The sequence below is a fragment of the Moheibacter sediminis genome, from assembly GCF_900176425.1.
Classification (GTDB): Bacteria; Bacteroidota; Bacteroidia; order Flavobacteriales; family Weeksellaceae; genus Moheibacter; species Moheibacter sediminis.
Map to the genome: position 1 here is coordinate 238,609 of NZ_FWXS01000005.1, position 18,179 is coordinate 256,787.

At 36.2% G+C, this 18,179-nt stretch carries 17 protein-coding genes; 4 read left to right on the forward strand and 13 right to left on the reverse strand.

Features of this window, described 5'->3' with window-relative positions:
* The 3 genes from metH to B8977_RS09365 all read left to right on the forward strand — a co-directional run bounded on the left by metH (position 1) and on the right by B8977_RS09365 (position 5,123).
* Positions 1 to 2,691 (forward strand): methionine synthase, encoded by a 2,691-nt coding sequence (gene metH / locus B8977_RS09355; protein ID WP_084017444.1) that lies wholly within the window; start codon positions 1 to 3, stop codon positions 2,689 to 2,691.
* 26 nt (positions 2,692 to 2,717) lie between these two features.
* Positions 2,718 to 3,674 carry a methylenetetrahydrofolate reductase [NAD(P)H] gene (gene metF, locus B8977_RS09360; protein WP_084017445.1) on the forward strand — a complete coding sequence of 319 codons (957 nt, stop codon included), beginning with the start codon at positions 2,718 to 2,720 and terminating at the stop codon, positions 3,672 to 3,674.
* A gap of 201 nt (positions 3,675 to 3,875) precedes the next feature.
* Positions 3,876 to 5,123, forward strand: a complete 1,248-nt coding sequence (locus tag B8977_RS09365; RefSeq protein ID WP_084017446.1) for a hypothetical protein — start codon at positions 3,876 to 3,878, stop codon at positions 5,121 to 5,123.
* A gap of 39 nt (positions 5,124 to 5,162) precedes the next feature.
* Here B8977_RS09365 and B8977_RS09370 read toward each other — a convergent pair whose 3' ends face one another.
* Positions 5,163 to 6,335, reverse strand: a complete 1,173-nt coding sequence (locus B8977_RS09370) for an MFS transporter (RefSeq protein WP_084017447.1) — start codon at positions 6,333 to 6,335, stop codon at positions 5,163 to 5,165.
* A 109-nt stretch (positions 6,336 to 6,444) separates the two neighbouring features.
* Here B8977_RS09370 and B8977_RS09375 point away from each other — a divergent pair, with 109 nt between their 5' ends.
* Positions 6,445 to 8,724 (forward strand): GH92 family glycosyl hydrolase, encoded by a 2,280-nt coding sequence (locus B8977_RS09375; protein WP_084017448.1) that lies wholly within the window; start codon positions 6,445 to 6,447, stop codon positions 8,722 to 8,724.
* A gap of 91 nt (positions 8,725 to 8,815) precedes the next feature.
* On the opposite strand, the gene B8977_RS09380 is transcribed toward B8977_RS09375, so the two are convergent.
* From B8977_RS09380 to B8977_RS09435, 12 genes are all read right to left on the reverse strand, one after another.
* On the reverse strand, positions 8,816 to 9,184 hold the full coding sequence (locus tag B8977_RS09380) for a VOC family protein (protein ID WP_084017449.1): 369 nt from the start codon (positions 9,182 to 9,184) through the stop codon (positions 8,816 to 8,818).
* Positions 9,185 to 9,270: 86 nt separating this feature from the next.
* Complete coding sequence (locus tag B8977_RS09385; protein WP_084017450.1) at positions 9,271 to 10,002, reverse strand: hypothetical protein; 732 nt, start codon at positions 10,000 to 10,002, stop codon at positions 9,271 to 9,273.
* A 107-nt stretch (positions 10,003 to 10,109) separates the two neighbouring features.
* On the reverse strand, positions 10,110 to 11,171 hold the full coding sequence (locus B8977_RS09390) for an NAD(P)-dependent alcohol dehydrogenase (protein ID WP_084017451.1): 1,062 nt from the start codon (positions 11,169 to 11,171) through the stop codon (positions 10,110 to 10,112).
* Between the two features lie 75 nt (positions 11,172 to 11,246).
* Positions 11,247 to 11,675, reverse strand: coding sequence for a nuclear transport factor 2 family protein (locus B8977_RS09395; protein WP_084017452.1), 429 nt, complete (start codon positions 11,673 to 11,675; stop codon positions 11,247 to 11,249).
* A 3-nt stretch (positions 11,676 to 11,678) separates the two neighbouring features.
* Complete coding sequence (gene prmC, locus B8977_RS09400) at positions 11,679 to 12,542, reverse strand: peptide chain release factor N(5)-glutamine methyltransferase (protein ID WP_084017453.1); 864 nt, start codon at positions 12,540 to 12,542, stop codon at positions 11,679 to 11,681.
* Positions 12,543 to 12,615: 73 nt separating this feature from the next.
* Positions 12,616 to 13,812 carry a C1 family peptidase gene (locus tag B8977_RS09405; protein WP_084017454.1) on the reverse strand — a complete coding sequence of 399 codons (1,197 nt, stop codon included), beginning with the start codon at positions 13,810 to 13,812 and terminating at the stop codon, positions 12,616 to 12,618.
* 75 nt (positions 13,813 to 13,887) lie between these two features.
* The gene (locus tag B8977_RS09410) at positions 13,888 to 14,235 is read right to left on the reverse strand and encodes a protease inhibitor I42 family protein (protein WP_084017455.1); all 348 of its coding nucleotides are present in this window, start codon (positions 14,233 to 14,235) and stop codon (positions 13,888 to 13,890) included.
* On the reverse strand, positions 14,232 to 15,149 hold the full coding sequence (locus tag B8977_RS09415; RefSeq protein ID WP_084017456.1) for a hypothetical protein: 918 nt from the start codon (positions 15,147 to 15,149) through the stop codon (positions 14,232 to 14,234). The genes B8977_RS09410 and B8977_RS09415 overlap by 4 nt, the downstream gene beginning before the upstream one ends.
* Before the next feature lie 93 nt (positions 15,150 to 15,242).
* Positions 15,243 to 15,791 (reverse strand): FHA domain-containing protein, encoded by a 549-nt coding sequence (locus B8977_RS09420; protein WP_084017457.1) that lies wholly within the window; start codon positions 15,789 to 15,791, stop codon positions 15,243 to 15,245.
* A 26-nt stretch (positions 15,792 to 15,817) separates the two neighbouring features.
* A complete protein-coding gene (locus tag B8977_RS09425) occupies positions 15,818 to 16,477 on the reverse strand; it encodes an FHA domain-containing protein (protein ID WP_084017458.1) in 660 nt (219 codons plus the stop codon).
* Positions 16,478 to 16,489: 12 nt separating this feature from the next.
* On the reverse strand, positions 16,490 to 17,143 hold the full coding sequence (locus B8977_RS09430; protein WP_084017459.1) for a LytTR family DNA-binding domain-containing protein: 654 nt from the start codon (positions 17,141 to 17,143) through the stop codon (positions 16,490 to 16,492).
* 3 nt (positions 17,144 to 17,146) lie between these two features.
* Positions 17,147 to 18,169: an SEL1-like repeat protein gene (locus B8977_RS09435; protein ID WP_084017460.1), complete on the reverse strand. Its 1,023-nt coding sequence runs from the start codon at positions 18,167 to 18,169 to the stop codon at positions 17,147 to 17,149.
* Positions 18,170 to 18,179 lie beyond the last annotated feature (10 nt).

The following is an 18,179-nucleotide window of genomic DNA, read 5'->3' on the forward strand; positions in this document are numbered from 1 at the left end:
ATGCAAAATAAACCCAATAGATATTTAAAACTTTCCGGTTTAGAACCTTTGGTTTTTACGCCCGATAAAAATTTCATCAATGTCGGTGAACGAACCAACGTTACCGGTTCACGCAAGTTTTTGAGATTAATTCGTGAAGAACAATACGAAGAAGCGCTAGAGATTGCGCGTGGACAAGTAGAGGGTGGTGCGCAAATCATCGACATCAATATGGATGAAGGGATGCTCGACGGTGTTCACTCCATGGTTACTTTTCTGAATTTAATTGTTTCAGAACCCGACATTTCCCGCGTTCCGATCATGATTGACAGTTCCAAATGGGAAATTATCGAGGCAGGATTACAAGTTGTTCAGGGGAAATGCGTTGTGAATTCCATCAGTTTAAAAGGTGGCGAAAAAGAATTTATTCACCAGGCAAAATTGGTCAGACGATATGGTGCAGCAGTGATTGTCATGGCATTTGATGAAGACGGACAGGCCGATACTTACCAAAGAAGAATTGAAATTTGTAAACGTTCCTATGACATCTTGGTCGATGTGGTAAAATTTCCACCTGAAGACATTATTTTCGATCCGAATATATTTCCCGTTGCGACCGGAATGGAGGAGCACCGCCGAAATGCGCTTGATTTTTTCGAAGCAACCAAATGGATTAGGGAAAATTTACCTTATGCAAATATTTCGGGAGGTGTGAGCAACGTATCTTTTTCTTTTCGGGGAAATGATGTAGTGCGCGAATCCATTAATTCTGCATTTCTTTATCATGCGATTCAGCATGGAATGACAATGGGGATTGTAAATCCTGAAATGCTGGAAGTTTATGATGACATTCCCAAAGACCTTTTGGGTTACATCGAAGATGTTTTATTCGACAGAAATGACGATGCTACTGAAAAATTATTGGAACATGCCGAAAGCATCAAAGACCAGAAAAAAGAAGGTGCTTCAGAAAATGAACTGTTGGCTTGGCGCCAATTGCCGCTTCAGGAAAGAATTACACATGCTTTGGTAAAAGGAGTTGACAGTTTTATCATAGAAGATACAGAAGAAGCACGTTTAGAAGCAACGAAACCGATAGAAGTCATCGAAGGAAATTTAATGACAGGAATGGGAGTAGTCGGAGATTTATTCGGAAGCGGAAAAATGTTTCTTCCGCAAGTCGTAAAATCTGCACGTGTTATGAAAAAAGCCGTTGCTTATCTGCAGCCTTTCATTGAAGCGGAAAAGAGTGGAAAGAAAGAATTTGCTGGGAAAGTCTTGATGGCAACCGTAAAAGGTGACGTACATGACATCGGTAAAAACATTGTCAGCGTAGTTTTGGGTTGTAATAATTATGAGATTGTGGATTTAGGTGTGATGGTTCCACCGGAAAAGATCATCGCAGCAGCAAAAGAGCACAATGTCGATATCATCGGTTTGAGCGGATTGATTACACCTTCATTAGATGAAATGGTAACGCTTTCCAAAGAATTAGAAAAAAACAACATCCATGTTCCTTTGTTGATTGGTGGTGCGACTACTTCCAAAGCACATACTGCAGTGAAAATTGCTCCGAATTACCATTCTGTTGTTCATATTAATGATGCCTCCAAAGCGGTAACCGTTGTAGGAGATTTATTGAATGGAAATAACCAAACCTTCAAAGCACAAATCCGTGAGGAATATGAAAAACTTCGCGAACAGTTCCTCAAACGTGGTAAACAAAAAGATTATGTATCCATCGAAGATGCCAGGACTAACAAAACTCAAATTGATTGGAACAATTCAAAAATTACCAAACCCAATCATTTAGGAATTCAAATCATTGAAGATTTTGACATTACTCAATTGGAAGAATACATCGACTGGTCGCCATTTTTCAGAAGCTGGGACTTGCATGGAAGGTATCCTGATATTTTAAATGATGAATTGGTAGGTGAGAATGCAAGAGAATTATTCAAAGATGCACAGACCTTATTAAAGAAAATTTTCGATGAAAAATTATTGCAAGCCAAAGCCATTTACGGTTTATTTCCTGCGAATTCAATCAATGATGATGACATTGAAATTTATGACGAATCCGGAAAAATTTTAACCAAATTTCTGACATTGCGCCAGCAATCTAAAAAAGCAAAAGAAGGAATTCCCAACATTGCGCTTGCAGATTTCATTGCACCCAAAGCCACCGGAATCTCTGATTATATAGGCTGTTTCTGTGTTTGTACAGGATTCGGAACTGAAGAACTTGCCAAAGCTTACGAAGCCGCACACGACGATTACAATTCTATTATGATCAAAGCACTTTCAGATCGTTTGGCGGAAGCATTTGCAGAATATTTACATAAAAAAATCCGTAAAGAAGATTGGGGTTACGATTCAGATGAAAATTTATCGAACGAAGATTTGATTTCCGAAAGCTACAAAGGAATTCGTCCTGCGCCCGGTTATCCGGCTTGTCCTGATCATTTGGAAAAGAAAACCATTTGGAAATTATTAAAAGTTGAAGAAAACATAGGGGTTCAGCTTACAGAAAGTCTTGCCATGTGGCCTGCATCCAGCGTCAGCGGATATTATTTCGGAAATGAAGAAGCCAAATATTTCGGACTCGGAAAAATTACTTTTGACCAATTAAAAGATTACGCAAAACGAAGAAATATAAGCGAACAGGAAGCCGAAAAATGGCTAGCACCCAACTTAGCAGATAACTTATAACACAAAGTGTATAACGCTCAACGCAAATGAAAGTAACAGAACATATAAAAAACGCAAACGGTAAAACTCAATTTTCATTTGAAATTTTACCTCCATTGAAAGGACAAAACATCCAGTCAATTTTCGATCATATTGATCCTTTGATGGAATTCAATCCGCCGTTCATTGACGTTACTTATCACCGTGAAGAATACATTTACAAAGAACAGGAAAATGGATTACTTAAAAAACACATCGTTAAAAAACGCCCGGGTACAGTTGGGATTTGTGCTGCAATTCAAAATAAATACAAGGTAGATGCCATTCCGCACATACTTTGTGGCGGATTTACAAAAGAAGATACTGAGAATTTTCTGATTGATTTAGACTTTTTAGGGATTGAAAACGTTATGGCACTCCGTGGAGATGCCGTCAAAAATGAAACTTATTTCCGTCCCGAAAAAGAAGGAAATGCTTACGCAGGTGATTTGGTGGCACAAATTCAAAGTATGAATCAAGGAATTTACCTCGATGACGAAATGCAAAATCCATGTCCAACCAATTTTTGCATCGGTGTGGCAGGTTATCCCGAAAAACATATGGAAGCACCCAATCTTGACAATGATTTACATTTCCTCAAAAAGAAAATCCAAAACGGAGCAACTTACATCGTTACACAAATGTTTTTTGATAATCAGAAATTCTTTGATTTTGTTGAAAAATGCCGCAAAGAAGGCATCGAAGTACCTATCATTCCGGGGCTTAAACCCATTACAACCAAATCACAAATCAATATGATTCCACATCGTTTTCACATCGATTTGCCCGATGAATTACTCATAGAAGTTATCAAATGCAAAGACAACAAAGCGGTTCAAGAAGTAGGAGTTGAGTGGGCTATTCAGCAATCTAAAGAATTACAACAAGCAGGAATTCCCGTTTTGCATTATTATTCCATGGGTAAAAGCGAAGCTGTTAAAGCTATTGCAAAAGAGATTTTTTAGATAAAAGATTTCTTCTTACAAAGAAGCATTTGAACTTTCAGTTTCGGATATGAATGAAAATCTTTATTTTAAATTTATCTAATTCTTTTGAATAAAGATGATTTTAGCAAATGGGTAATTAATAATCAATACTAGCTGATTCAAAATCATAATATTATTACGTTTTTTTTGTTTAAATTAGAGCGTCTCTAAAAATAATTTATGAAAACCTTGACAACTATTTGTTTACTATTAGTATTCAATATCTTCGCTTATAGTCAATATTCTGAATTTAAAGTTTATGACAATGGTTTAATATATAGCCAACAGGCTATGAATAAGCTTGGAAGCATTGTAGATTCCTTGAATTTAAAATTTAAGAGCTGCGACCTCGATAAGAAGTTCTATTCGCAACAACAAACTATAGGATATATAATAAAGTTGGATAGTGGCAATATAAAACAGGCAAAAAAAGACATTGATAATAAGATTTCAATTGAGGAATTCATAGATAAGTATCCCCAGGCCTCTGTTGAAAAAAACAATTTAATCATCAAGCGCAATATCGAAAATTATGAAGGTAAAAAAGCTGTTGAATTTGAGCATTTTGATTTGAAAAATAATTATGGATTTAGCATAGAGATAAGTGACTTATCTGCTTATAAAAATGATAGGATGAATTGGTGGCTTTATCAATATTATGAACAAAGAGATTATATGGACGAGTCACTGGAAGCTTTTTATTTCCCAAATAAATTTGTTTCCATAGAATTGCCTCAAACCTATGGTATGATGGTTGGGTACAGCGATTGTTTAATTGATACCACTACAACTAAATTTAAAGAAAATGCTAAACAAGGCTGGGTCGATTTACCTAAAAACTGGACAAAATTATCTGATAAAAAGAAAACTAAACTTCTTGATGAATTTAGGACAACACAAGTTATCGGTGGATGCAGCCAAGACACAAGTCCGAGAGATCATGCTATAAATATAGCATTGCTTTCTGCGGAGACTTACAATTGGGGAATATTTTTGAAAGCACACCTGGATATCATGAATGATCGTTTTGACAGAGTTTCTGATGGAAGCTACGCTTGGGGAAAACGAAATACTTATATAAAAGAATTAGAGGAGTTAGATATCAATGTACAGGATTTAATTTTAGGAATTTCATTCAGAATTGAAAATCCGGTAAAAAATCATTATTACGGAAGCATTGGCAGGCTTGGCAGGGCATTGTCAGAAACTAGAAATAATGAGGAAATAGAACAAACGATTCTATCAATAATTTCAGATAATAAATTAGATGATTATAACCGCTTGTTATTTTTCTTTTTATTTAAGAATTACAATTATTATCTCGAAGATGAAATCATTAAGGAAAATAATTACCAAAGATTGCTAACAGCCATAAATGATTTCCCTGAGCACTACAGAGAAAAGTTAAGTTTTCAATACCAAAAATAGAATAACAATTGCGATGTAATATTATATCCAGTAAAATTTTTACTTCAACCGATTTCTCTCATAAACCCCTTTCGAATTGAACCAATAAATAAAAAGTGCAACCAGACATGCTCCTGCAGTTATTAAATACATCATCGAAAACCCATAATGGTCAGCCAAATAAGCACCCAACAGCATCCCGATTCCGATTCCCAAATCAAATCCCGTCAAGTAAGTTGAATTCGCAGTTCCGCGTTTTGAACTCGGTGCCATATTGATGTAAATCGTTTGCAAGGCAGGAAAAAGGGTTCCGTAACCAATCCCGATTAAAAATGCTGAAACGCAAAATGCATAAATGCTGTGCAGAATTGCAAACCCAAGAAACCCAATCGAAATAACAAGCAAAGCAGTCGCCATTACTTTATGGATATGACCTCTGTCCACAAATTTTCCCGAAGTCACTCGCGACAAAACAATTCCTCCCGCTAAAAACAAAAAGAAAATTCCCGCATTGTGGATTCCTGTTTGTTTTCCATACAACACTGCGAATGCAACCAAAGTTCCCCATCCAAATGAGATGAACAATTGATTGAAAAATATCGGCAATCCTTTCAATAATAAAAATCGGTCAAGCGACATCGTCGGGATTTTATCCAGTTTTTGCCTCACAGGAACTTTAATAAAACAAACCGCAATAATTGCCAAAAATCCCATGACCAATGCACAATTGATTAAAACCTGAAATCCATAAGAATCATAAATATTGACCGCGACAAAAGGCGCAATTGCCATCGCAATATTGGTGTTTACTCCGAAATATCCGATTCCTTCTGCGCGTCTGGATGCCGGAATAATGTCAATCGCAACCGTATTGGCAGAAACTGTTGCCAAACCCCAAAACAAACCGTGTACAAATCGAAGTACAACAAAAAACATTACTGTCGTCGCAAAATAGTAGCCGAAAAAAGCAGAAATGAAAAGTGAAATTCCTAATAAAAACAAAGGCTTTCTTGCATATACGTCCACTACAAAACCACAAAATGGTCTGATAATCAGTAATGCAACCGCATAAGAAGAAAGTACAATCCCGATTTGTGAAGGCTCAATTCCCAATTCATCGGCAAGGTAAATCGGGATAGTAGGCATCAGCAAATTGAACGAACAGGCAACCAGAAAGTTCCCAATACAGGCAATTACAAAATTTTTATTCCAGATTTTTTCTTTCTGTGGCATTTCTCTAATTCGAAGTAAATTTAACAAGTTTCGGACAGATGAAAATCATTTGAAGTCCTTAATTTGAAGATATAATTTTTTAGCTAAATTCGTACCATAGTACACTTCTATGAGAAAATTATTTTTGATACTAATTCCTTTCACTTTTATGAATTTGTCTGCACAGCAAAAAGATTTATTACCATACGTAAATACACTCATCGGAACCGAAAAAATGGGACATACTTATCCCGGCGCGACCGCACCTTTCGGATCGGTCCAACTCAGCCCCGATACTGATACGATTTCCTACGAATTAAATGGAAAGTATAACAAAGACGTTTATAAATATTGTGCTGGATACCGTTACGAAGACAAAACCATTGTCGGTTTCAGCCATACGCATTTCAGCGGAACGGGACATTCCGATTTGGGAGACTTTCTCGTGATGCCGACCGTCGGGGAGTTGAAAATGAATCCCGGGACAGCTCAAAACCCAGATAGTGGATTTCGTTCCAGATTTTCTCATGATGAAGAAATTGCGCAAGCCGGATATTACAGCGTGAATTTAAAAGATTATAAAATTAAAGCAGAATTAACCGCCACCACCCGAACCGGATTTCATCAATATACTTTTCCAAAATCAAATAACGCGCATATTATTTTAGATTTGATGTCTGGAATTTACAATTATGACGACAAAACAGTTTGGACGTATGTGAGGGTTGTAAATGATTCTTTGATTACAGGTTACAGACAAACAAACGGATGGGCTAGAACCAGAACGGTTTATTTTGCGATGAGTTTTTCCAAGCCTTTTAAAAATTATGGTCGAAAAGATTTTGATGCGACACAAGTTTACCGTGGATTCTGGAGAAAATTTAACCAAAATGAAAATTTCCCTGAAATTGCAGGTAAAAAAATCAGAATGCACTTCGATTTCGATACCGAAGAAGGCGAAAAAATTCAAATCAAATTCGCTCTATCGCCTGTAAGCCAAAACAATGCTTTAGAAAATATGCAGAGTGAAATTCAGGGTTGGGATTTTGAAGCCGTGAAAAATCAAACACAAGCCGATTGGAACAAAGAATTAAACAAAATTCAAATCGAAGCTTCTGAAAATGACAAAACAAATTTCTATACTTCACTTTACCATTCGTTCATCAATCCAACTACTTATATGGATGTAAATGGTGAATACAAAGGGCTTGACCAAGAAATCCACAAAGCAGATGGATTTACTCATTACACCACATTCTCACTTTGGGATACTTATCGTGCTTTGCATCCGTTTTTCAACATCGTTCAGCCTTCGCGCAACAACGACATGGTCAAATCGATGATGAAACATTACGAACAAAATTCACTCAAAATGTTACCGATTTGGTCGCATTATGCGAACGATAATTGGTGTATGAGCGGTTACCATAGTGTAACAGTCGTTGCAGACGCAATCATCAAAGGAACTTTTGACGGAGATGCAAATATAGCTTTAGATGCTTGTATTGTGACCGCTAACAAAAGAAACTATGAAGGAATCGGCGATTATATCGATTTAGGATTTATACCTGATGAACGAAACGGAACTTCGGTTTCCAATACTTTGGAATATGCTTATGACGACTGGGCGATTGCACAGGCTGCAATGAAATTAGGACGGATGGATGTTTATAATGAATTCATCAAACGTTCACAAAATTGGAGAAATAATTTTGATGAATCCATCACCATGATGCTTCCCAAAAAACTCGATGGAACTTTCAGAAAAGAATTTGACATCAATGACACGCACGGACAGGGCTTCATCGAAGGAAACAGCTGGAATTACAGCTTTTTCGTACCTCATGATCCTGAAAATTTAGCAAAAGCAATGGGTGGTAAAAAGAAATTTACTCAAAAATTAAATACACTTTTTACGATGCATTTGCCGGATGAATTTTTTGCAGATACCGAAGACATCACACGTGAAGGCATCATCGGCGGTTATGTACACGGAAACGAACCGGCGCACCATGTGGCTTATTTGTACAATTGGTCTTCCGAACCATGGAAAACACAGGAAACAGTAAGACACATTTTGGAAATGCAATACAAACCTACGCCTGACGGACTCGGCGGAAACGACGATTGCGGACAGATGAGCGCTTGGTATATGTTTTCGGCGATGGGTTTTTATCCGGTTGCACCGGGAAGTGATTGGTATTCGCTGGGAAGTCCTTTGGTAGATAAAGCATCCATCAATTTAGAAAATGGAAAAACTTTTACGGTAGAATCAATCAACCAAAGCAAAGAAAATGTTTACGTCAAAAAAGTGGAATTAAACGGAAAGGAAATCAAAGATTATAAATTGAAACATTCAGATATTGTAAATGGTGGGAAATTGGTTTTTTACATGTCTAAATCTAAATAATTATATGTTGTCATGCCGACAAACGAGGAATCTGTTTAATCATGAATGAAATCATAAATAATTCTCGAGTTCGCTTGAATTGACTAGGAGATTAAACCGAAGTAATCCACCAAATATTTCCAAACGGATCTTTGATTCCGGCTGAACGGCCATACTCTTTGTCTTCTATTTCCATAATGGATTCTGCACCATTGTCTAAAGCATATTGATAAACTTTGTCCGTGTTTTCAACATAGATAAACATTCCGGCGTTGTTGACATTCCAGATTTCATTGGCACCGCCCATCATTATGGTTGAATTTCCAATTTTAATTTCTGCATGCATGACGCGGTGGTCTTCGTCCAAATGTTCTTCTAAAATCTGCGCATCAAAAACATTCAATGCAAATTTGATGAAACCTCTCACATCTTTCAAGATGAGGTAAGGCATAATTGTTTGGTGATTTTTTGGAATTTCCATAATTGAGATTTTAGATATTAGACATAAGAAACAAGAATTCTAAATTTAATTAATTCCAACTAAGAACCATTAACCAACAAGCAGATTTACTTTGCTTTTGTCATTTCAATTGTGTTGTAGCCTCCGGTTGTAGTAGTGAAAATCAATTTAGAATTGTCGCCAACCACTGTATAAATTGTATTTTCAGAAGCATCAATATTCAACTGAAATTTATCATCTAAAAACCAAGAACCTTCGCTTATCGTTGCACTTTCTCCGCCTGTGTATTCAGATTTTTGATAAGTATTATCCGCATTGAACACGTACCAAGTTTCTTCTTTTTGTTCGTCCGGTGTTTTTTCTGTGATGTCACCATCGTATCTTTTCAAATTGACCATCCATTTTCCTGAAGTCAAAATGGCTTCCGTTTGTTCGTTCGATTTTATTTTCGGGATAAAGACATAATGGATAAGTCCGATTTTAAATCCGCCGTTGTCCGCATAATTCAACAAAAGTCCAATGTCACTGATTTCCTCAACGATAGCTTTGTAAGTGGAACCTCTTTCGGTAAAAGTGATAGCATTCGTTTCAGGATTATATCTCCATTTTCCTTTATTTCGCCCCGTCATTTTATCAGGTGTTTCAAAACTGCCGTCGGCATTAAATTTCACCCAATTGCTTTGTATTGTTTCTTCTGCTTCCTCAGTGCGTTCACCTGCTTCGCTTATTTTGTAGGCAATGTTCCAAGTGTCGGCGGTGAGAAATTCTTCAACAGTTTGCGCTGATGCAACAATAGAAATAAATATAAATAGAATGAATGAAATAATCTTTTTTGTCATAAATCAAAGGTATGGAATTTTGTTTTTGAGTTAGATGAATTTAAATTTAAACAAAAACCTTGTCTGAATTGAAATTCATAACAAGGCTTTAGAATATTAATTTGGATTTAATTTTTCAAACTCTGCATATCAATCACAAAACGATATTTTACATCGCTTTTGAGCATACGTTCGTAAGCTGCATTGATGTCTTGCATATTTATCATTTCGATATCCGAAACGATGTTATTTTTTCCACAGAAATCAAGCATCTCCTGAGTTTCAGCAATACCGCCTATTACAGAACCCGCCACAGATTTACGTCCCAAAATCATAGGAACGGTATGCAGCATCGGCTCCAACGGTCCTAAATATCCCACCAAAACCAAAGTTCCATTGATATTCAAAGTTGAAACATAAGGATTTACATCATGCACATACGGAACGGTATCAATAATCAAGTCAAATTTCCCTTGTACTGATTTCATCTGTGCTGAATCGGTGGATATTATAATTTCATCTGTACCCAAAGCTTTTGCATCTTCCATTTTGCCGGGAGTACGTGAGAAAAGTGTAACGGAAGCGCCCAAACCTTTTGCTAATTTAATCGCCATGTGTCCTAATCCTCCTAATCCCACAACTGCAACTTTACTTCCTTCTTTTACGTTCCAGTAACGAAGCGGAGACCATGTTGTAATTCCTGCACAAAGCAATGGCGCAGCTGCTGCTGCATCTAAATTTTCAGGAATTCTAAGCACAAACTCATCTCTTACCACAACTTTTTCCGAATAGCCGCCAAATGTGTGTCCACCCAAATGTGTGTCAGCACCATTGTAAGTTCCGGTGAAACCGTTGAGGCAATATTGTTCCAAATCCTGTGCGCAGCTGCTACAAGTTTTGCAAGAATCAACGATACAACCCACACCGACCAGGTCGCCTGATTTGAATTTATTTACCTGACTTCCTACTGATGTTACGCGTCCCACGATTTCGTGTCCGGGAACGGATGGGTATTTGGTCCCGCCCCAGTCGTTTCTTGCGGTGTGAAGGTCAGAATGACAAACGCCACAATAAAGGATTTCAATCTCTACATCGTTGGGTGTAATGGTTCTTCGGTCAATTTGAATTTGTTCTAAATCTGCATCAGGAGCAGAAGTTCCAAATGCTTTTACTGGTATGATGCTGTTCATTTTTTGATAATTTTGTTTAAAGGTAAGGAAAATTGCAAATCCCTTTTGCTAAGTTTAAGTTAGGATTTATGAGCATTAATTCTTGTTGATTTGCAGACTCTGTCTGCCTAATAATTGCCAGCGATTTTCTTCCCAAATCCAAACTTCCATCAGCCTCAAATCTATACTGAAATCATAAATATCATAAATTCCTGAAACCTTGATGAAACGATAAACGATGTAAGAATTATCATCAATTTTCACAAATTCAGAATCATTTTTTTGTTCGATTTTAGCGTATTTGATAAATGATGAAGCCGTATTTTCTATTATTTTGGATTTGTCTTCCGTGAATCCGTTGGAATGTGTGACAGAAACATTTTCGTGTAAAATTAAATAGAGTTTAGCTGTATGTTTTTCTAGGAGTGATTCATCTAATTGCAGAATTTTATAAGATAATTCATCCAAAGATTGCGCATTTAAACTGAATGAAAATAGAAAAATTAAATAAAAAAATGGTTTCATAAATTATTGGTTAAAAGCTTTCAACATTCGGTAATTTCCTGAAATGTCCTTTTTTAATTCGACGAAATTAAAATGATTTTGAAATAATTCTTCGGTTTTTTGGGCTAAATTCTGATTTATTTCGACATAAATTTTTCCGTTTGGATTTAATTTTCCCTGAGCAAATTCGATAATTTTTTCATAAAAAATCAAATCATTTTCATCGGGAACAAACAGGGCAGAAGCAGGTTCGAATTCAAGCACATTTTTAGCCATCGAATTTCTTTCAGAATCTGCGATATAAGGTGGATTACTGACGATAATATCAAATTTTGGCAAAGCTGAAGAATCCATTTTGAGAAAATCTGAATGGATGAATTCGATTTTTGTTTGATGAAATCCTGCGTTATTTTTTGCTACTTCCAATGCTCTTTCAGAAAAATCTAAAGCTGATATTTCAGCACCAGGAAGATTTTTTTTCAAAGTAATTGGAATGCAGCCGCTTCCGGTGCCGATGTCGATAATCTTCTGCCCTTCGAAAAGTTCAGGGTGACGGTAATCGTTGATGATCCATTCGACCAATTCTTCGGTTTCTGGGCGAGGAATGAGGACATTTTCATTGACGAAAAATTTCAAACCATAAAATTCAGTTTCACCCAAAACATATTGAAAAGGTTTGTGCGTTTTGAGTTCCATCAATTGAAAAATGAAACGGTTTTTGTTTTGTTCGAATTCCGTCCATTCCTCATTCAAAGCAAGTTTCAGAATGGAAGCGGGTTTGTCCACAATTTTTTCTGCGAGCCAAAAGAAAATCATATCGATTTCTGATTCGCTGTAAATTGAATTTAATTCTTTCTGGAATAAATTTTTGAGTTCGAGCAATTTCATCGTACCAAAATTAAGTATATAAAATGAAAAAGGCCGTCACACGGACGACCTTTGAAATAAATTATGGAAACAATTATTTCAGTTTCAAATTGAATACATTGTCTTTGAAAACTTTGTCGTATTCGATAGTAAAACTTTTATTTTTATCTACTTCGATATCACCTTTTAAAACTCCGAAAATCATCGCATTTTTACCGTTTTTCTCCACGACACTTTTAGTGATGATCTGGATATTGTGTTTTCCTTTTGACATCGGAACGTAGTTATGGTATTCTTTATTCTTTTCATTCATGTAAAAACGATAAGGTTCACCATCATCTACTTTTACATAAATTTCCTGATAGTTTTGCGTTTTTCCCAATTGGTCGATGAAATTAACCACCACTTTATCCGGGGAGATAGGTACCGGAATGATTTTGCTATCTTTCGAAGAAATGTCCACCCAAGAAGCCAATCCGATGTTGCAGGCATCATAACCCACCCAGCCGTAGCCTTTTTCACCCCAAAGCTCCCCCCAAGAATTTTTGATCAACCAAGCCTGAACGCTATCGTCCCACCCAACAATCGTGATGGCATGGTCCACTCCATATTCATTATTGCCACGAATGACACCTGTTTTGTAATCCAAAAAGTCATTGTTTCCTGAGAAAACTGCAGCGGAAACCGCACCGTATTTGATTATGGCAGCTTTTATGTCTTCGATTTTGTTTTTTGAACTCAACCAATCTTCCGTTTCCAAAACGCCGTAGTTGATAACTTTCAATTCTAAAGGTTTGGCATCGGGCGCACAAGCGTCCTGATTAATGTAAGGAGAATTTGTTTCATCTGTCAAAAACGCTGAACTGTCGTCGAGCAACCATGCAAAAACGGTTGAATACCAACCTCCGTTGGCACAATTTCCACCGCCTGAACAACCTAAAATCGATTGCTCAGAAAGGTCAATGTATTCGCCGTGCTTCAATGCGTAATTCGATTCCATCGCAGCAACTGCACTGAAAGCCCAGCATGAACCACAAGTTCCCTGGTCGCGGACAGGAGTAACGCCTCCAATCTCTCTTAAATCTAATTTAGATTGGCTTACGTCTGCATAGTTTTTGAGTGTAGTTTCGTATAGTTTTTCTCCGGCTCCTATGAATTCAGATTTGAGCTTTTTGGTGGTTGCAACTTCCTTTTCGGTCGGCTTGTCAAATCCTGTTCCTTTGAGTTTGAAATCCTGGCTGAAAGCGATAGAGAAACTCAAAGCAAGAACTAAAGTGATTATATTTTTCATGTGCTTATTTTTTAATTGTTAATTTTTTGCCACATGGAATTCCGCATTAATGCTTCATTTCATGCTAAATAAGTTTTATTTGATTCTGATTTTTTTTAAATAATAATTTTCTGATGGTACCAATGAGTCTGGTTCGAAGCTTCTTTTTTTGATGAATTGCAATTCAGTTGAACCCTCTTTGATTGCTTTTAATTCAAAAATTTTGTTTCGTTCGTTGAGTTGGGTTGTATCGTTGAAATAAGTTTCTTCGTATTCGTTGATGATGGTTACAAGCGAATCAGGCTTCATTTTCCAGACATAACCCCCCATTCCGTCTTTGTCCAATGAAACTTTAAATTCTTGATTTAATTTATAAGTTTCATACGCTGAACTGCATCCCGAACTTAGAATTGAGACTAATAAAATTGTTAAAAAATTTCTCATATGTTGTCGGGTATATCGTTGAGGTCGATGTCATCAAAGTCTTCATCATCTTCCCAATCTTCGGTTTCTTCCAATAATTCTCCGTCGTTTTCGAGTTCATAACCTGAATCGTCATCGATAAAAATTTCTTCGTCTGAATCGATGTATTCATTATTGATGATAATTTCTTCGGCAGAATCTTCATTCAAATCAATTAAAATATCGCCCGAATTGAGGTAAGCCATCATTTCTTCGTCGATTTCCAATTCTTCTTCTGAAATTGTAACTTCTTCAATCAAATTATCATCGATTCCCTGTTCGTTAAGGGTTTCTGCAGTTTCAGAAATTTCTTCCTCAAAAATTAAATTTTCCGAATCTTCTACAAATTCATCATTGATGATAATTTCTTCAGCAGAGTCGTCATTTAAATCAGAAAGAAATTCGTCGGAATTGAGATATTCCTGCATTTCTTCATCGATTACCATATTGGTTTCTTCCGAAGTAATTTCTTCAATTAAATTTTCATCAATTCCTTTTTCCTCTAAAATTTCTTCCGCTTTTCCTGTGTTGTCAATGATTTCCAATTCCTCTTTTTCTTCAGAAACAGCAGAATTTTCATTGATGATTTCAGGAGCTTCGGATTCGTTGATGATAATTTCCGGAACAGGAAGACATTCCTCGACATCGATATTTTCCTGTAAAAAACCACCGAGCAATTTTTCCAATTCATCCGGAAGGAGATTTTTCCATTCTTCTTCGGAAATATCAATAACATTTTGGTAGGTTTCGTATGCGACATAAGCGCCGCCAAAAGCCGCCAAAGCTTTGAAAATGTTGTTGCGGTATTCATTCAGGACTTTAAGCTGTGGGACAGTGAGGCCTGTGAGCTTGAATTTTTTCTTGCCTTCTACGGGCATTAATACTGTATTGTCCATCTTGTTTTAGTATTGTGAAACGAATTTATGATGATTTGAATTGGTTTTATAATATTGTGTATCAAACTTTTAATTTGTTGTATGTAATGTGTTTTAACATATTTCTAAAATAGTTTGTCCGATCTTAATTGATTTTCCGATTTTTAAAATTAATTCATCATCGGGATTGATTTCTTTGTCTTCGATGTAAGTTTTGTTTAAACTTCCCAAATCCTGAATCGTGACTTTTTGTGTTTTTGGATTTAATTTTAATTTGCAATGTTTTGATGAAACGAATTTGTCGGGAATGTTGATCCTTTGAAATTTCTTTTGATCTTCGTCCAAGAAAACTTCGCTTATCAATTCATTTCCGCGCCCGATGATGATGATCTCTTCATCCAATTTGATGAGGCGTTTAAGCTCTTCTTTGACATTTACTTTTAAATATAATTCATTGATAGAAGGTGCTTTGCTAGAAACCAATTCGGTTGCCGTCTTGAAATTATTATAAATGTCTTCTCTTATTTTCAGTACATTGAGTTGAATTTTGTTGCCGCATTTTGTACAAACATGAATTTTTTTCTCTTCATTTCCCCTGAACCAATCGGGAGAAATGCTGTTGATGGTTTCACATTTTTTACATTTATAATTGAAATTTTTCATTTTCTTATTTTAATAATTTGATGAAATTATTTATTCCAACTGCAATTGCATTTCGGACATCCGCCGCGTTCTTTCCAAAATCCCCAGCTTTTGTTGATGAGTTCGTGTTCACATTTCGGGCAGAGAATTATTTTTGAATATTGTGCATGGAGAATTTCCAATTGGTTTTTCAGTTTCGTATCATTGGTTGTAAATGTCGCCAATATACCACCTAAAATTCCCGTCACAACCATCAAAGTCGAACGCAAAGTACCGTCAATAATTCCGTCAGGAAGGAAAAAAATTACCGCAATCATTCCCAATGTAATTCCGGCACGAATGAGAATTGGTTTTAATTTGTAGGTGTTTTTGAGTTTGGAAGATTTGGCATTGAATTCGTCGTAATATTCTTTAATTACATTAAATTCCTGTGTGAAATCAAGTTGGTTATTTCTTTTGAATTCTTTGATTTTTTGGTTCAATTCATTTGTGTCAATCAGGAATTTTCCCAATAAAATTTTGTCCGATAAATTGATTTTTTTACTAACAATTTCGGTGTCGTTTACAGTTATTCCATTTGCGGAATCCATATCCTGAATCGTCCAAATTCCCTGTTCGTCAATTTCAATCTGTGCATGAAAATTACTGACTGTCGGGTCGTCAATCACGTAATTATTGTTCTCGTTTCTTCCTATTTTGAATACCATAATTATTTCAATTTAATACCACATAACTGCTTTTTTCAGCCTTTTGATATACAATGGACTGATGATTAATTCCAATTCATTTTTGGAATTTAGGTTAACTGAACTGCCTTTAATTTTGGAAACTTTATCGATGTTGATGATAAATGATTTTCCAATGCGTTGAAAATTGGGAGCCAAACATAATTTTTTTTCCAAAGCATTGAGCTGAAATGTGATTGTTTTTTTGAGTCCGGTGGAAAGAAAAATTGTGGTGTAATTTCCTTCGCCGATGCAATAACAAATGTCTTTGATTTCGATGATGTCAACGCCTCCTTTGAAGTTGATTTTCAATTTTTTAGGTAATTCCTTATATTCGTGTTTGTACATCAATCTGTCCTGAAACAAAGTGAAATTCGGGTACAATTCCATTTTGGGTAAATGCAGAAAATGAAGTAAATTAGCCTGCCAAGCCAATTTAGAAATTTCTATATTTTCAGAAACCAAAACAACGTTGAGCGGTAAATGTAATTGTGTGATTTTTCTTAGCAACAGACGGTTCTGTGCTGTATCGTTTTCGAGATAAATAAATGCCAATTCGTTAGCTACATATTTTTCTAAATTAATTAATTCATTTTTAATGATTTGGGTAAGTTGTTGGTTGGCGAAATTATAAAAACTATTTTCCATAGTTTAGCGATTTAACAAAGCTAAATTGTCACACCCTGTTTGACTTCCGGCATCGCAGCCCTTTTTGTACCAAGATTTTGCTTTGGACACATCTCTTTCGACACCTTCGCCCACGTCGTACATATAACCCAAGTTTGTCATTGCGTCTCCGTTTCCAACGTCAGCCCCTTTTCTATACCAATAAAGCGCTTCCGCAAAATTTTGTTTTGTGCCGTAACCATGTTGATACAAATAGCCTAAATTAGTTAATGCAACTGCATTATTGAGCTTTGCAGCTTCTTCGTACCAGTACTTTGCTTTTTCATAATCCTGACTGATTCCCTGACCATATTGATACATATATGCGATGCTTGCCATTGCATTGGCGTTATTTTCATTGGCTTCAATGGCTTTAATATGCCATTCCAATGCTGTTATATAATCTTGGGTAACTCCCAAACCATTGCTGTATGCATACCCTAAATTGCTCATCGCGATGTCGTCACCCATATTGGCCGCCGTTTCATACATGTAAAGGGATTGTTCATAATTTTGACGAACCCCTAATCCATTCTGATACATATAACCTAAGTTTGTGAAGGCTGATGAAACTCCTTTTTGAGAGGCTTTGCTGTACCAATTGAATGCTTCTTTGTAATCTTGCGTAACACCTAAGCCGTATTGGTAAAGATAACCCAGCGAAAACATATTTTCCGGACGGCTGTTGGTGTCGTATTTCAGAAATTCAATAGCTTGTTTACTCAATTCATTTGACAATGTGAATTTGTTTAAGAGTGCACTAAAAAGTGCTTGTGTATAAAGGTCTAAACTCTTTTTGGACAAAGTTTGCGGGGTGATTTTATCTTTCTGGATCGCCACTGAAAAGTAGGTCAAGTTTGAAGTAAACCCTTTCTGGTCTCCTGTATTTGCGGCATTTAATGCATTATTTAGGAAATCGATGTAATCATCTTCCTGTGCTGAAATCGAGAGTGGTAAGCTGATCAAGCAAATGAAGATTAATAATTTTTTGAATTGAAACGTTTTCATTTTTAAATTG

What these genes read in the sequence shown, in the direction of transcription:
- metH (WP_084017444.1), top strand. Translation starts at nt 1, where the DNA reads ATGCAAAATAAACCCAATAGATATTTAAAACTTTCCGGTTTAGAACCT.
- metF (WP_084017445.1), top strand. Translation starts at nt 2,718, where the DNA reads ATGAAAGTAACAGAACATATAAAAAACGCAAACGGTAAAACTCAATTT.
- B8977_RS09365 (WP_084017446.1), top strand. Translation starts at nt 3,876, where the DNA reads ATGAAAACCTTGACAACTATTTGTTTACTATTAGTATTCAATATCTTC.
- B8977_RS09370 (WP_084017447.1), bottom strand. Translation starts at nt 6,335, where the DNA reads ATGCCACAGAAAGAAAAAATCTGGAATAAAAATTTTGTAATTGCCTGT.
- B8977_RS09375 (WP_084017448.1), top strand. Translation starts at nt 6,445, where the DNA reads ATGAGAAAATTATTTTTGATACTAATTCCTTTCACTTTTATGAATTTG.
- B8977_RS09380 (WP_084017449.1), bottom strand. Translation starts at nt 9,184, where the DNA reads ATGGAAATTCCAAAAAATCACCAAACAATTATGCCTTACCTCATCTTG.
- B8977_RS09385 (WP_084017450.1), bottom strand. Translation starts at nt 10,002, where the DNA reads ATGACAAAAAAGATTATTTCATTCATTCTATTTATATTTATTTCTATT.
- B8977_RS09390 (WP_084017451.1), bottom strand. Translation starts at nt 11,171, where the DNA reads ATGAACAGCATCATACCAGTAAAAGCATTTGGAACTTCTGCTCCTGAT.
- B8977_RS09395 (WP_084017452.1), bottom strand. Translation starts at nt 11,675, where the DNA reads ATGAAACCATTTTTTTATTTAATTTTTCTATTTTCATTCAGTTTAAAT.
- prmC (WP_084017453.1), bottom strand. Translation starts at nt 12,542, where the DNA reads ATGAAATTGCTCGAACTCAAAAATTTATTCCAGAAAGAATTAAATTCA.
- B8977_RS09405 (WP_084017454.1), bottom strand. Translation starts at nt 13,812, where the DNA reads ATGAAAAATATAATCACTTTAGTTCTTGCTTTGAGTTTCTCTATCGCT.
- B8977_RS09410 (WP_084017455.1), bottom strand. Translation starts at nt 14,235, where the DNA reads ATGAGAAATTTTTTAACAATTTTATTAGTCTCAATTCTAAGTTCGGGA.
- B8977_RS09415 (WP_084017456.1), bottom strand. Translation starts at nt 15,149, where the DNA reads ATGGACAATACAGTATTAATGCCCGTAGAAGGCAAGAAAAAATTCAAG.
- B8977_RS09420 (WP_084017457.1), bottom strand. Translation starts at nt 15,791, where the DNA reads ATGAAAAATTTCAATTATAAATGTAAAAAATGTGAAACCATCAACAGC.
- B8977_RS09425 (WP_084017458.1), bottom strand. Translation starts at nt 16,477, where the DNA reads ATGGTATTCAAAATAGGAAGAAACGAGAACAATAATTACGTGATTGAC.
- B8977_RS09430 (WP_084017459.1), bottom strand. Translation starts at nt 17,143, where the DNA reads ATGGAAAATAGTTTTTATAATTTCGCCAACCAACAACTTACCCAAATC.
- B8977_RS09435 (WP_084017460.1), bottom strand. Translation starts at nt 18,169, where the DNA reads ATGAAAACGTTTCAATTCAAAAAATTATTAATCTTCATTTGCTTGATC.